The sequence below is a fragment of the Brevundimonas sp. AVps31 genome, assembly GCF_058681355.1.
Genome location: NZ_CM178736.1, coordinates 2,934,768 through 2,947,574 on the forward strand (window position 1 = coordinate 2,934,768; position 12,807 = coordinate 2,947,574).

The following is a 12,807-nucleotide window of genomic DNA, read 5'->3' on the forward strand; positions in this document are numbered from 1 at the left end:
CATGGCCCTCGCCGACGCTCAATCCCGTGCCGGGGCGAACCGCCCGACCCTGAACATGCAGCGCGTGTTCGATGCGCCACGCGCGCTGGTCTGGCGGGCCTGGACCCATCCGGAGGCGATGGTGCTGTGGCTGGGACCGGTCGAATGGCCGGCGGTCAGCGTGAAGCAGGATCTGCAGGTCGGCGGTGAATGGCGGGCCTGTCTGCGGTCGCCCGATACCGGGCAGGACCTTTGGCAGGGCGGCGTTTATCGGGAGATCGTTCCGCCCGAGCGGCTGGTCTTCACCTTCAAATGGGACGAGTCCCATGAGGACGGACCGCCGGTCGAAACGCTGGTGACCATGGTGCTGACCGAAACGGACGACGGGCAAACGCGCATGGACTTCACGCATGAGGGACTGAAGTCCGAACAGAGCCTGATCGGCCACAAACACGGCTGGAACAGCACCGCTGACCGGCTGGAGGCCTGGCTGGCGGCCAACAAAAGCTGAGAAGGGAGAGACGACCATGAAGATCGTGACGAGCCTGACGTTCAAGGGCGACTGCCGTCAGGCGTTCGAGTTCTACGCCAGGGTTCTGGGCGGAGACATCACCGCCGCCTTCGCCTACGGCGACGGTCCGCCCGATATGCCGGTCGGGCCCCAGTACAAGGACTGGCTCATGCATTGCTGGCTGCAGGTCGGCGATCAGGCGATCATGGGCTGCGACGGCATTCCGGAGTTCGCGCCCAACTTCCATCAGCCGGTGAACGGTTTCGACGTCACCCTGCATACTGAAGACCCCGCCGAGGCAAGGGGCTGGTATGACGCCCTGGTCGAGGGCGGCACGGCCACCATGCCGTTCGGCGAGACCTTCTGGTCGCCGGGCTACGGCATGCTGACTGACAGGTTCGGCACGCCGTGGATGGTCAACACCATTCCTGCGGGCGGCTGGCAGCCCTCGCAGGGTTAGGCCGGCCTGGCCTCCCCTCGCCGGAGACGGCCTGTGGCTGCGGGACGCAGACCCTGGGGCGTCTGCCCCGGCGCCGCGGCCAGGCCCCTCGCGCGCCATCGACGACACGTCTGAACATCCGAAAGCAGGAGACTTCCGATGCGAAAAGTTCGATTTGCCGGCTTCATCTCCATTGACGGCGTGATGCAGGGGCCGGGCGGACCCGAAGAGGACACGACCGGCGGCTTTCCCTTCGGCGGCTGGGTCTGGCCCCACTTCGACGACGTGTCCGGCGGGCTGATGGGCGAAGCGATGGGCGAGGCCTATGACCTGCTGCTGGGCCGTCGCACCTACGAGATCTTCGCCGCCTACTGGCCGACCATGGACGACGCGATCGGCCGCACCTTCAACGCCATCGACAAATACGTCGCCGCCGGGCCGGAGACCCCGTTGGACTGGGCGCGCAGCTACCGGCTGGAGGGCGATGTCGTGGAGGCGGTGCGGGCGCTGAAGGCGAGCGGAGACCGCGACCTGCTGATCCAGGGCTCCGGCGAGCTGGTGCAGACCCTGTTGGCGGCGGGGCTGGTTGACGAGCTGACCACCCTCACCTTCCCGGTCATGCTCGGACGGGGGAAACGTCTCTTCGATGACGCGGCCAGCCCGCGCGGCTGGACGCTGGAGAAAAGCGTCTCGTCGCCGAGCGGCGTGGTCGTGAACCGCTACCGGCTGGCGGGGCCTGTTCAGACCGGCAGCCTTGCCGAGCAGACGCCCGGCCCGGCGGAACTGGCCCGCCGCGAACGCTGGGCGCGCGAGGACCGTTCCTAACGGGCGAGTGTGGTCGGGAAACCCCGGCCCAAGGCTTCGGCCATCCCCTGTTGCGACAGCAGGAAGACGGCGTCGCGTTGGTGATAGTTGTTCGAGAGCACGATCACGGTCACGTCCGCGTCCGGCTGATAGGTGACCAGGTTGCGGAAGCCGGACCAGCTGCCGGTATGGAAGATCTGGTTGTCGGTGAACTCCGGCCGGACCTGACGCCCCAGTTCCTTCTCGTACAGGCCGTAACCCCAAAGGCGGCGCGGCTTGCCGCGTTCGTCGGGCGTGTCGGCCGGCGCGTGGTCGGCGATCATCTGGCTGTAGCTGCGGGCCGAAAGGACATGACCGCGGTGCAGGGCCCTCTCCCAGATCAGCAGATCGTCCAGCGTCGAATACAGGGCCCCGGCGCCGTAGATGATGCTGACGTTGGCGTCCGGCTGGGGCGTCGGGCCGCCGGCTAGATTGGCGTAACCCATGACCACATCCGACGCGCCGTCGTCATACCCCGTGTCGGCCATGCCCAGCGGCTTGAAGAAGGCCTCCTGCAGATAGTCGTGCAGCCCTGTTCCGGTGATCTTCTCGACCACCGCGCCCAGCAGGTTGAAGCCCGCATTGTCGTAGCGGACCTTGGTTCCCGGCGGGAACTGCAAGCCGAACCGCATCGAATCCGCGGTCAGCTCTTCCGGAGTCGCGGGGGTCACGCGGCGCAGACCCCAGCCGGGTCGCGCCATCAGGTCCGGGATGCCCGAGGTGTGCGACAGCAGGTGGTGCAGGCGGATCGGCGCCCAGGCGGCCGGGCACGGCTGGATGTATTTGCAGACCGGATCGTCGACCGACAATCGGCCCTCGTCCTGCAGGCGCAGGATGGCGGCGGCGGTGAACTGCTTGCTGACCGAGGCCAGGCGGAAGCGCGAGTTCAGGGCCAGCGGGGTCATGAGGCTGCGATCGGCCCAGCCGTGAACTTGGCGGTAGAGGACCTGATCGCCCTTGGCCACCAGCACCCCGCCGGTGAACTGGCCCGAACCGCCCCAACGATCCAGTTGCGCCTTCAGGTCCGGCAGTTGCTCGACCACCTCGACCGGGGGACGCGGCGGCAAGGGGCCGACTGTGCTGTCGGCGGAGTCGTGCGGCTTGCGCCACAGGCTCCAGCCGATCAGCCCGATGACGATGATGAGCAGGACGGCGAGGATGCCGAAGGCCAGCCGGGGATGGTTCCCGGCACGACGGGGGACGTGGAACAAGGGACCGAAACTCTTAGACGTCGTAATCCAGCCCGAACTGGGCGTAGAGGGCGCGGCTGTCCTGCCACTTGGGATCGACCTTGACCGTCAGGAACAGGTGGACCGGGCGGTCCATCAACTCGGTCAGTTCTTCACGCGACTTCTGACCAATCCATTTCAGGGTCTGACCGCCCTTGCCCAGCACGATCGGACGCTGGCTCTCGCGCTCGACATAGATGGTCTGCTCGATCCGGGCCGAGCCGTCGGGCTTGTCCTCGAATGCGGTGGTCTCGACGGCGGCGGAATAGGGCAGCTCCTCGTGGACCCGCAGGTAGACCTTCTCGCGCGTGATCTCGGCGGCCAGGACGCGCATCGGCACGTCGGCGGACTGATCGGCGGGATAGAGCCAGGGCCCGGCGGGCATGGCGTCGGCCAGACGCTGGCCCAGATCGTCGACACCGTCGCCGCTGAGGGCCGAGATCATGAAGACCTCGCTGTAGACGCCGGTTTCGAACAGGGCGTGCGACAGCGCCAGCAGGGTGTCGCGGCGCATGCCGTCGATCTTGTTCAGCGCCAGAATGACCTGTTTGCCGGCGGTCTTCAGCGCGGCGATGATGGTCTGGGTGTCCTCGGCCGAGCGACGGTCGGCCGCCTGGCCTTCCCTGGTCTCGGCGGCGATGTGCGAGGCGGCGTCGATCAGGTGGACGACCACGTCGGCGTCATCCGCCCCGCCCCAGGCCGAGGCGACCATGGCGCGGTCCAGGCGGCGGCGCGGGCTGAAGATGCCGGGGGTGTCGACCAGCACGATCTGGGCGTCGCCATACAGGGCGATCCCCCGTACGGGGAAGCGCGTCGTCTGCACCTTCTGGGTGACGATCGAGACCTTGGTTCCGGTCAGCCGGTTGACCAGCGTCGACTTGCCCGCATTGGGGGCGCCGATGATCGCGGCGAAGCCTGCGCGCTGTCCCTCGGGACCCGGATGTTGGAGATCGGTCAAATGACGCCTTCACGTTGCAGAACGGCCGTCGCGGCCGCTTTCTCCGCGTCCTGACGTGATCGCCCCTGCGCGGTCAAGGGCGGATATCCGGCCACGCTTGCCTCGACGGTGAAGGTTGGGGCGTGATCCGAGCCGGTTCGCTCGACAATTCTGTAGGTCGGCAGCGCCTTCCCCTGCCCCAGCGCCCATTCCTGCAGCGCCGATTTCGGGTTGGTCAGGGCCTTCTTCGGGTTGGCGGCGAACTCGGGTTCCCAGGCGGCGTCGAACACGGCCCGCGCCGCGTCCATGCCGCCGTCCAGCCAGACCGCGGCCAGGAGCGCTTCCATCGCATCGCCCAGCACGCCTTCGCGACGGCGTCCGCCCTGTTTGGCTTCGCCCGGCGACAGGCGCATGGCCGGTCCGACCTCCAGCCGGTCAGCCACGCGAGCGCAGGCGGCCTTGTCGACCAGTGCGTGCAGACGGGCGGACATGTCGCCCTCGTTGGCCTCGGGGAAGTCGCGCATCAGCTTGTCGGCGACCAGCAGGCCCAGCACCCGGTCGCCCAGGAACTCCAGCCGCTGGTTGTCGAGGAAGGGCCGCCCCCGTGCATCGCGTTCGGCGCCTTCACCCACGCTGGCGTGGGTCAGGGCCTGCTCCAGCAGGCTCCGATCCCGGAACGTATGGCCGAGGTTGCGCGTCAGCGCTGTGACCGCCTCGGCCCGCCGATCCGTCATCAGTCGAGAACGTTGAACCAGCGGTCCAGACGCACCTTCGAGAACCAGCTGACCGGGTTCCACAGCGAGGCGCCCTCGTTCCACGAGAACAGGATGATCTCGGCCTTGCCGATCAGGTTCTCGGCCGGCACCAGGCCGACACCGTTCTGCGACGGGTCCACGCGGCTGTCGATCGAGTTGTCGCGGTTGTCGCCCATCATGAAGTAATGGCCGGCCGGAACCTCGAACACCGGGGTGTCGTCCAGATCATTGCCCGGACCAAAGTCCTGGATCCGGAAGGTTTTGGAGCCGTCCGGGAAGGTCTCGTCCGCCTGCACGATGGGCATGCCGTACATGTTGGTCACGTCGGTGCTCGACATGACCACGTCCCGCACGGGCTGGCCGTTGATGTGCAGCACATTGCTGACCATCTGGATGCGGTCGCCCGGCAGGCCGATCAGGCGTTTGATGTAGTCGGTCTTGTTGTCGCGCGGCAGCTTGAAGACGACGATGTCGCCCCGGGTCGGCGCATGGCTGACGAACGGCAGGGAGACGCGGCCGTCGAAGATCGGCGGGCTGAACGGGATCGAGTGCTTCGAGTACCCGTACGTCCATTTCGACACGACGATATAGTCGCCCTCGTACAGGTTGGGCTCCATCGAGGCCGACGGGATGGTGAAGGGCTGGAACAGCAGGACGCGCAGGACCAGGGCGATCAGCAGGGCGAAGAAGACGGTCTTGATGACCTCCCAGCTTTCATTGGCGGCGCTTCCACCGCCCGAGCTCTTCTTGCCCTTCTTGCCGCGGGCATAGACGGGCGTGGTGTCGACATCGTCGAACGGCGCATCGCCCTGGTCGCTCCACACCGGGCGCTTCGGCTCGGGCGCGGCGGCGACGGCGGCCGCCGCCGTGACGGCTGCGGCGTCTACAGGCGTCGGATGCGGGGCGTGAGCGGGCTCTTCGTGAGCAAGGGCCTCGTCATGCGTGACGACGGCCGCGGCTTCGTCGTGGACGACGGGCGCGTGGTCCTCGTGGACTTGCGGGGCGAGCCCGGCTTCATGCCCGTCCCCATGGGCGACGACGGGCTCGACGTGTTCGTCGTGGATGACGGGATGCGCGTCATGGGCTTCTGGCGCATGGGCGTCATGCGCGGCCTCATCATGCGTGGCCTCATCATGGGCGGCAGCGGCGGGCGCGGCGGCATGGTCGTCGTGACCGTGGCCGGCGTCATGCCCGTGATCGTCGTGCGCGGGCGCGTCGTGTGGCTTGTGTTCGTCGCTCATGGCTCATCCCCCGGCCGCTGTCGCGGTCTTCAGCGGCGAAAGCGGTATAACGTGATTAAGCCACGGGCAAGGCTTCGATCACCACGAAGGCGAGTGCATACGGATGCTCGTCGCTGAGGGTGAGATGTATGCGGACGGTATGTCCGACCGGTGTCATGCGCGCGAGGTGCTCGGCGGCGTGCCCGGTGACGGCCATGGTCGGCTGGCCCGAGGGCAGGTTCACCACCCCCATGTCGCGCCAGTAGACATCCGCGCGCATGCCGGTGCCCAGCGCCTTGGCCAGCGCTTCCTTGGCGGCGAAGCGTTTGGCGTAGCTCCACGCCGGGTCCGGCTTGCGGTCCGATCGCGTCCGCTCCAGCTCGGTAAAGCAGCGCTGTTTGAAGCGGTCGCCGAAGCGATCCAGCGAGTCCTGGATACGCCGGATATCCGACAGATCCGCGCCGACGCCGAGGATCATGCTTCGGTCCCGATGTCGCGCGCCTGATCCATCAGGTCGCGCATGCGGCGGATGGCCGGGCCCAGACCGACGAAGATGGCCTCCCCGATCAGGAAGTGGCCGATATTCAGCTCCACGATCTCGGGGATGGCGGCGACCGCCGCGACTGTGTCGTAGTCGATGCCGTGACCGGCGTGGACTTCAAGCCCCAGTGCGGTGGCCTGGGCCGCGCCCGCGCGCAGGGCGGCCAGTTCGGCCGCGGCCTCGTCCTCGCGGCCCTCGCGCACGGCGTCGCAATAGGCGCCGGTGTGCAGTTCCACGACCGCGGCGCCGGTCCGGTGCGCGGCCCTGATCTGCTCGGGATCGGCGCCGATGAACAGGGATACGCGGGATCCGGCGTCCGTCAACTGGGCGACGACGGGCGTGATCCAATTGTGCCCGCCCACCACATCCAGTCCGCCCTCGGTCGTCCGCTCCTCGCGCTTTTCGGGCACCAGGCAGACGGCGTGGGGGCGGTGATGCAGGGCGATGGCCAGCATTTCCTGGGTGACGGCCATCTCGAGGTTCAACGGGCGGGACTGGTCGCGCAGCACGGCGGACAGGCTGTCGATGTCGCCGTCCGAGATGTGGCGGCGGTCCTCGCGCAGGTGGGCGGTGATCCCGTCGGCCCCGGCGATCAGCGCGTCCTGCGCCGCACGAACGGGATCGGGATACAGGCCGCCGCGCGCGTTCCGCACGGTGGCGACGTGGTCAATGTTGACGCCCAGCCGGACCCTTTGGCTCATGCCCTCAACCCTTCGACAGCCGGCGGCTGCCGGGATCCTCGACCGGGAGGGCGGCCAGTTCGGGCGGCAGGGCGTCGGCGGGGTATGCGGGCACGTCCAGCGTCGCCAGGGCGATCAGCGGCACGCCCACGTCGGCGCGGCCGCCCGAACGATCCACGATACAGGCGGCGGCGATGACCTCGCCCCCGGCGGCGTTGATGGCGGCGATGCATTCGCGCGAGCTCAGGCCCGTGGTGACGATATCCTCAACCATGACGACCTTCTGGCCCGGCTCGACGTGGAAGCCGCGACGCAGCTTGAACGCGCCGTCCACGCGCTCGACGTACATCGACGGGACCTTCAGCCAGCGGGCGGTCTCGTAGCCGGGGATGATCCCCCCCACGGCGGGCGAGATGGCGACATCGACCGGGCCGACGGCGGCCACGATCTTCTCCGCCAGCGCCTTGCACAGCCGGGCGCAGCGCTCCGCGTCCATGAAGACGAGGTTCTTTTGCAGGAAGGTCGGGCTGTGCAGGCCGGACGAGAGAACGAAATGGCCCTCGCGAAGGGCGCCGGCGTCGCGGAATTCGTTGAGTACGTCTTCGGAGGTCATGCCTGTCCCCTACCCCGTCACGGCCTCGCTTAGAAGGGCCGGTTGCGCCGGATCGGCGCTGTTTTCGGCGCCGGGGTTGAGACCGCGCGCCAGAAGCTCGGCCCAGGCGGTCTCGGCGTCCTCGGCGAAGCTGATCAGCTCGAGATCCTCGGCCTTGACCATGCCGTGTTTCACCAGGGCGTCAAAGCCGACGACGGCGGTCCAATAGGCCTTGTCGATCAGGACGATGGGCGTTGTCCGCCCCTTTCCCGTCTGGCGCAGGGTCAGGATCTCGAACAGTTCGTCGAACGTGCCGAATCCGCCGGGGAAGACCACCAGTGCATTGGCCCGCATGGCGAAATGCATCTTGCGCATGGCGAAGTAGTGAAAGCGGAACGTCAGCTCCGGAGTCGACCAGGCGTTCGGTTCCTGCTCGTGCGGCAGGGTGATGTTGAAGCCGATGGACGGCGCGCCGACATCGTGCGCGCCCCGGTTGGCGGCGCCCATGATGCCCGGTCCGCCGCCGGTGGCGATCACATTGTCGCGTGGCTGGCCGACCTCGCCGCGCATCGCTCCGCCCCGCTCCGAGGCGATGCGGCCGAACGCGCGGGCCTCGGCGTACCATCGGGCGTGGTCGGGACCCGTTTCCTCACCCACCCGCGCGCTGCCGAACACCACGATGGTTGAGCGCACGCCCCAGGCTCTCAGCGCGTCCTCGGCCTTTTCGTATTCCATCAGGAACCGGGCCCCGCGCATGCTTTCGCTCAGCAGGAAGTCCTGATCGAGCGCGGCCAGACGATAGGAGGGAGAGGCCAGTTGCGCGGCGTTGGAGGGACCCTGCTCACTCACCCGCGGGCGCGCTCCACTGTATCGACGGAAGGATTGGCGCGCAGGGCGGCCATGATCATGGTCGCGTGCTTGGCGTCCTCGACCTCCATGTCGATGTCGACATCGAAGAAGTCCTGCTGCCGATGGCTCATGACCAGATTCAGGATGTTGCCGCCCGCCTCACCGATCAGGGTGGCGACCTGGCCCAGGACGCCGGGGGCGTTCTTGATGGTGGCGCGAACCCTGGCGGCGGCGACCGCCCCCTGCTCCGCCTGCGGCGTCCACTGCAGGTCCTGCCAGACCGAGTCGTCGTCGGCGAAATCGGCCAGCTTCTGGCAGTCGATGGTGTGGACCGTCAGGCCCACCTCCGGCTCCATGATTCCGACAATGCGGTCGCCGGGAACGGGGGTGCAGCAGTGGCCGAAATGGATGCTGACGCCGGGCGTCAGTCCGCCGCCGCGTACGAACATGCGGGCCTGATCGTCGGCGATGCGTTTGCGGTCCGGGCCGGCCTTCAGGCGGCCCTTCAGCGCGGGGAACAGGGTCTCGCCCACCTTGGCGGCGGACAGGCGGCCCCGACCGATCGCCTCGAACAGGTCCTCGTCGGTTTCGACGGCCAGCGTTTCCAGCGCGGGCTTCAGCGTGACCTCTTCCAGCGCCTTGCCGGCGCGCGAAAGGGTCTGCTCCAGCGTGGCGCGGCCCAGCTTCTGGAATTCTCCGCGTTCGGAGGTGCGGATGTGGCGGCGAATGGCCGATCGGGCGCGGCCCGTCACGGTCAGCGAGCGCCAGTCCACCGGAATCTCGCGCTTGGCGCCGCGGATGATCTCGACCACGTCGCCGTTCTGCAGCTGGGTGCGCATCGGCTTCAGTTCGCCGTTGACCTTCACCCCGACCGCGGAATCGCCCACGCCGGTGTGAACCGCATAGGCGAAGTCCAGCGGCATCCCGCCGCGCGGCAGGGTGATCAGGGCGCCCTTGGGGGTGAAGACGAAGACCTGATCCAGGTACATCTCCAGCTTGGCGTGCTCGACCCAGTCCTCGCCACCCTCGCCGTGCTCGATGACCTGCACGAGGTGGCGAAGGTTCTGCAGCGGGTCGCGGCCGCCGTCCTTCTCCATGGCCTCCTTGTCGAAGCCGTAGGACTTGTTCTTGTAGGCCCAGTGCGCGGCCACGCCGTCCTCGGCCACCCGGTCCATCGCCTCGGTGCGGATCTGCATCTCGATCCTCAGGCCCGAGGGGCCGACGACCGTGGTGTGCAACGAGCGATAGTTGTTCGACTTGGGCGTCGAGATGAAGTCCTTGAACCGCTCCGGCACCATCGGCCAGGCGCGGTGGATGACGCCCAGGGCGCGGTAGCAGTCATCCTCGGCCTCGACGATGACGCGGAAGCCGTAGATGTCCGACAGGGACGAGAAGCCCACCGACTTGCGCTGCAGCTTCCGCCAGATCGAGTAAGGCGTCTTCTGGCGACCGGAGACGTGGGCCTTGACCCCCGCCTCCTGCAGCACGCGCTCGACTTCGGTGGAGACGCCGCCGATGGCGCGGCCATGTTCCAGCTTCAGCGCCTCCAGCCGGCGCTCGATGGCCGTCCGGGCGGTCGGGTTCAGGTGGGTGAAGGCCAGTTCTTCCAGCTCGGAGGCGATCGAGTGGATGCCGATCGACCGGCCCAGCGGGGCATAGACTTCCAGCGTCTCGCGGCTGATGCGTTCACGCTTCTCCGGCTTGACGTACTGGAGCGTCCGCATGTTGTGCAGACGGTCGGCCAGCTTGACCAGCAGGACGCGCACGTCACGGCTGATGGCCAGGATGAATTTGCGAAGGTTCTCGGCCTGACGCGTGTGCTCGGCCTGGAGCTCCAGACGCGACAGCTTGGTCACGCCCTCGACCAGCACCGCGACCTCCTCGCCGAACATGGCGGCGATGTCGTCGCGGGTGGCGGAAGTGTCCTCGACCACGTCGTGCAGCAGGGCGGTAACGATGGTCGCGGTGTCGAGGCGGTAGTCGGTGAGGATGCCCGCGACCTGGATGGGGTGAGCGAAATAGGGATCGCCGGAGGCTCGCAGCTGCGAACCGTGCATCTTCATCGCGTAGACATAGGCGCGGTTGAGGATGTTCTCGTCCGCGGTCGGATCGTACGCCCGAACAGCCTCCACCAGTTCGAACTGGCGCAGCACCTTGCTCCGGACGGGCTCCGGCGACTTGACCGGAGCCGCGCTGTCGGCGGGATCGTTCAGATTGGCAGCTTCAGGGGTCGGCGCGGGCTGCAGCGCCGGCAGGATAGTGATACCGTTGGCGGGTTCGGCCGTCAGTACCGCTCCTCCTGCCCGCCGTCGCGGTCGCTTTGCAGCGCGCGGATCAGCTCGGCCTCGGCCATGTTCATGTGCTGCGGTTCGGCCAGCAGGGCGACGACTTCGGCTTCGTCCTCGGCTTCCGTGCGCTCGTCGACGCGTTGCAGCGTGACGATGATGTTTTCCAGCAGTTCGGCCGGGACGACCGTGTCGTCAGCCAGTTCGCGCAGGGCGACGACCGGGTTCTTGTCGTTGTCGCGGTCGATGGTCAGGGCCGCGCCATTGGCGATGTTGCGGGCGCGGTGACCGGCCAGCAGAACCAGACCAAAGCGGTTCGGAACCTTCTCGATGCAATCTTCGACGGTGACGCGGGCCATGAAATTCCTCGGACGCGGATAGAGAACCGCGCAAAATATAGATGTGGACGTCGTTGTGCAACGCCACATGGGCGGGAAAGAGGCGCTAATCGCCTTTGCGCGCCTGCTCGGCCCGCAGATTCTCCCGGTATCGCCGCACCCCCTCTGGAGCCGGCGAGCAGGTGACCGCACCCTCACCATGACTCTGGCACACGATATCGGACCTGTCCGAGTATGCGTGGCCCCAAGGATCTCCGCCGCCGTGACCAGCGAACCAGAGGGTAATGACCGCGATAGCTGCCAGAAAGGCGATGAGGATCACCAGTGGCTGTCGGGCCTCGACAAGACGACGCCCATAGTAGGCGGTCCTGATTTTCCAGATATTCACAGGGCGTGCGCGTCCCTGCCGACCGACGCGCTCTCAGACAGAACCGAAGCCCGCAGGCCCGAGACCGGTTCGATCCAGTCCGGCATGATCTCGGCCAGCGGTCCCATGACGAACAGGCGTTCGTGGGCCCGGGGATGAGGAAGGATCAAGCCGTCGAGGTCGCCCATCAGGCGGCCATAAGCGATCAGGTCGAGGTCCAGCGTGCGGGGCGCATTCAGACGACTGCGTTGCCGTCCGAACGCCTCCTCGATCCGACCGAGCGCCGCCATCAGGGCGTGCGGGTCGAGTGCCGTGCGGACCAGCACCACCCCGTTCAGGAAGGGCGGGTCCGACGGGTCGGGCCAGGCGACCGACGCCCACCACGATGACCGGGCGACCACATCCACCCCCTCGCTGCGAAATCGCGCCAGCGCCGCCTCCAGCGCCTCCCGGCAATCCGCCCACGCCCCCTTGTCATTGCAGCCCAGCGCCACGAAGACGGCGGCGTCCGGATCGGACTCCCCGTCTATTTCGACGGAGAGCGGGACGCCCATTTCGACGGAGACCTTTTCCATGAAGCCCAATCCCGCTGACCGCACCGCCCTGTTTATCGACGGCGCCAATCTTTACGCCTCGGCCAAGGCGCTGAACACTGACCTCGACTTCCGCAAGCTGGTGGAGATGTATCGCGCCAAAAGCGATCTGGTTCGCGCCCTCTATTACACCGCCGTGGTCGAGGGCGAGGAGTTCTCGCCGATCAAGCCGTTGGTGGACTGGCTGGACTATAACGGGTTCAGCGTCGTGACGAAGCCGGTCAAGCGCTTCACCGACGCCCAGGGGCATAGCCGCATCAAGGGCAATATGGATATCGAGATCGCGGTCGACATGCTGGAGCTGGCGCCGCGGCTGGACCACATCGTCCTGTTTTCAGGGGACGGGGACTTCCGCCGGGTGCTCCAGGCGGTTCAGGCTAAGGGCGTGAAGGTCACCGTGGTGTCCACGGTCAGGAGTCAGCCGCCCCAGATCGCCGACGAACTGCGCCGTCAGGCGGACGCCTTCGTGGACCTGAACGACCTGCTGGCCGAAATCGGTCGTCCCCGGCACAGCGGCGGGGCGACCCTGCGCGACGACCGGGGCTGATCCCCGCCCCCGAGGTTGGCCGCGCTCCTGTGTGGCTCCCGCGCAACGCGAATCAGTGGCTGTAAAACCGTGATCGGCGCGGCGGGAACGGCCGCGCAATGA

General features: G+C 67.5%; 15 protein-coding genes. 4 read left to right on the forward strand and 11 right to left on the reverse strand.

The window, feature by feature from the left end; genetic code table 11:
• The first annotated feature begins 1 nt into the window (after position 1).
• From ACW174_RS14290 to ACW174_RS14300, 3 genes are all read left to right on the forward strand, one after another.
• The gene (locus ACW174_RS14290) at positions 2 to 490 is read left to right on the forward strand and encodes an SRPBCC family protein (protein ID WP_492015099.1); all 489 of its coding nucleotides are present in this window, start codon (positions 2 to 4) and stop codon (positions 488 to 490) included.
• A gap of 16 nt (positions 491 to 506) precedes the next feature.
• The gene (locus tag ACW174_RS14295; protein WP_492015100.1) at positions 507 to 950 is read left to right on the forward strand and encodes a VOC family protein; all 444 of its coding nucleotides are present in this window, start codon (positions 507 to 509) and stop codon (positions 948 to 950) included.
• A gap of 138 nt (positions 951 to 1,088) precedes the next feature.
• Positions 1,089 to 1,754 (forward strand): dihydrofolate reductase family protein, encoded by a 666-nt coding sequence (locus ACW174_RS14300; protein WP_492015101.1) that lies wholly within the window; start codon positions 1,089 to 1,091, stop codon positions 1,752 to 1,754.
• Here ACW174_RS14300 and ACW174_RS14305 read toward each other — a convergent pair.
• From ACW174_RS14305 to folK, 11 genes are all read right to left on the reverse strand, one after another.
• Entirely contained in the window at positions 1,751 to 2,983 is a 1,233-nt protein-coding gene (locus ACW174_RS14305) for a serine hydrolase domain-containing protein (RefSeq protein WP_492015102.1), read from the reverse strand. The two genes, ACW174_RS14300 and ACW174_RS14305, sit on opposite strands and share 4 nt — an antisense overlap.
• Positions 2,984 to 2,996: 13 nt before the next feature.
• Positions 2,997 to 3,959, reverse strand: a complete 963-nt coding sequence (gene era, locus ACW174_RS14310; protein ID WP_492015103.1) for a GTPase Era — start codon at positions 3,957 to 3,959, stop codon at positions 2,997 to 2,999.
• Positions 3,956 to 4,672, reverse strand: a complete 717-nt coding sequence (gene rnc / locus ACW174_RS14315; protein ID WP_492015104.1) for a ribonuclease III — start codon at positions 4,670 to 4,672, stop codon at positions 3,956 to 3,958. Before rnc ends, era begins: the two co-directional genes overlap by 4 nt.
• Entirely contained in the window at positions 4,672 to 5,517 is an 846-nt protein-coding gene (lepB, locus tag ACW174_RS14320; protein WP_492017294.1) for a signal peptidase I, read from the reverse strand. The genes rnc and lepB overlap by 1 nt, the downstream gene beginning before the upstream one ends.
• A gap of 472 nt (positions 5,518 to 5,989) precedes the next feature.
• Entirely contained in the window at positions 5,990 to 6,391 is a 402-nt protein-coding gene (gene acpS, locus ACW174_RS14325) for a holo-ACP synthase (protein ID WP_492015105.1), read from the reverse strand.
• A complete protein-coding gene (locus tag ACW174_RS14330; RefSeq protein ID WP_492015106.1) occupies positions 6,388 to 7,155 on the reverse strand; it encodes a pyridoxine 5'-phosphate synthase in 768 nt (255 codons plus the stop codon). Before ACW174_RS14330 ends, acpS begins: the two co-directional genes overlap by 4 nt.
• A 4-nt stretch (positions 7,156 to 7,159) precedes the next feature.
• Positions 7,160 to 7,747: an orotate phosphoribosyltransferase gene (gene pyrE, locus ACW174_RS14335; protein WP_492015107.1), complete on the reverse strand. Its 588-nt coding sequence runs from the start codon at positions 7,745 to 7,747 to the stop codon at positions 7,160 to 7,162.
• A gap of 9 nt (positions 7,748 to 7,756) precedes the next feature.
• The gene (locus ACW174_RS14340; RefSeq protein WP_492015108.1) at positions 7,757 to 8,575 is read right to left on the reverse strand and encodes an LOG family protein; all 819 of its coding nucleotides are present in this window, start codon (positions 8,573 to 8,575) and stop codon (positions 7,757 to 7,759) included.
• Positions 8,572 to 10,638: a RelA/SpoT family protein gene (locus tag ACW174_RS14345; RefSeq protein WP_492017295.1), complete on the reverse strand. Its 2,067-nt coding sequence runs from the start codon at positions 10,636 to 10,638 to the stop codon at positions 8,572 to 8,574. Before ACW174_RS14345 ends, ACW174_RS14340 begins: the two co-directional genes overlap by 4 nt.
• Before the next feature lie 221 nt (positions 10,639 to 10,859).
• Positions 10,860 to 11,219 (reverse strand): DNA-directed RNA polymerase subunit omega, encoded by a 360-nt coding sequence (gene rpoZ / locus ACW174_RS14350; protein ID WP_291833710.1) that lies wholly within the window; start codon positions 11,217 to 11,219, stop codon positions 10,860 to 10,862.
• A gap of 363 nt (positions 11,220 to 11,582) precedes the next feature.
• Positions 11,583 to 12,140 carry a 2-amino-4-hydroxy-6-hydroxymethyldihydropteridine diphosphokinase gene (gene folK / locus ACW174_RS14355; RefSeq protein ID WP_492015109.1) on the reverse strand — a complete coding sequence of 186 codons (558 nt, stop codon included), beginning with the start codon at positions 12,138 to 12,140 and terminating at the stop codon, positions 11,583 to 11,585.
• On the opposite strand from folK, the gene ACW174_RS14360 reads away from it, so the two are divergent.
• Positions 12,139 to 12,705 (forward strand): LabA-like NYN domain-containing protein, encoded by a 567-nt coding sequence (locus ACW174_RS14360; protein WP_492015110.1) that lies wholly within the window; start codon positions 12,139 to 12,141, stop codon positions 12,703 to 12,705. The two genes, folK and ACW174_RS14360, sit on opposite strands and share 2 nt — an antisense overlap.
• The last annotated feature ends 102 nt before the right edge of the window (positions 12,706 to 12,807 follow it).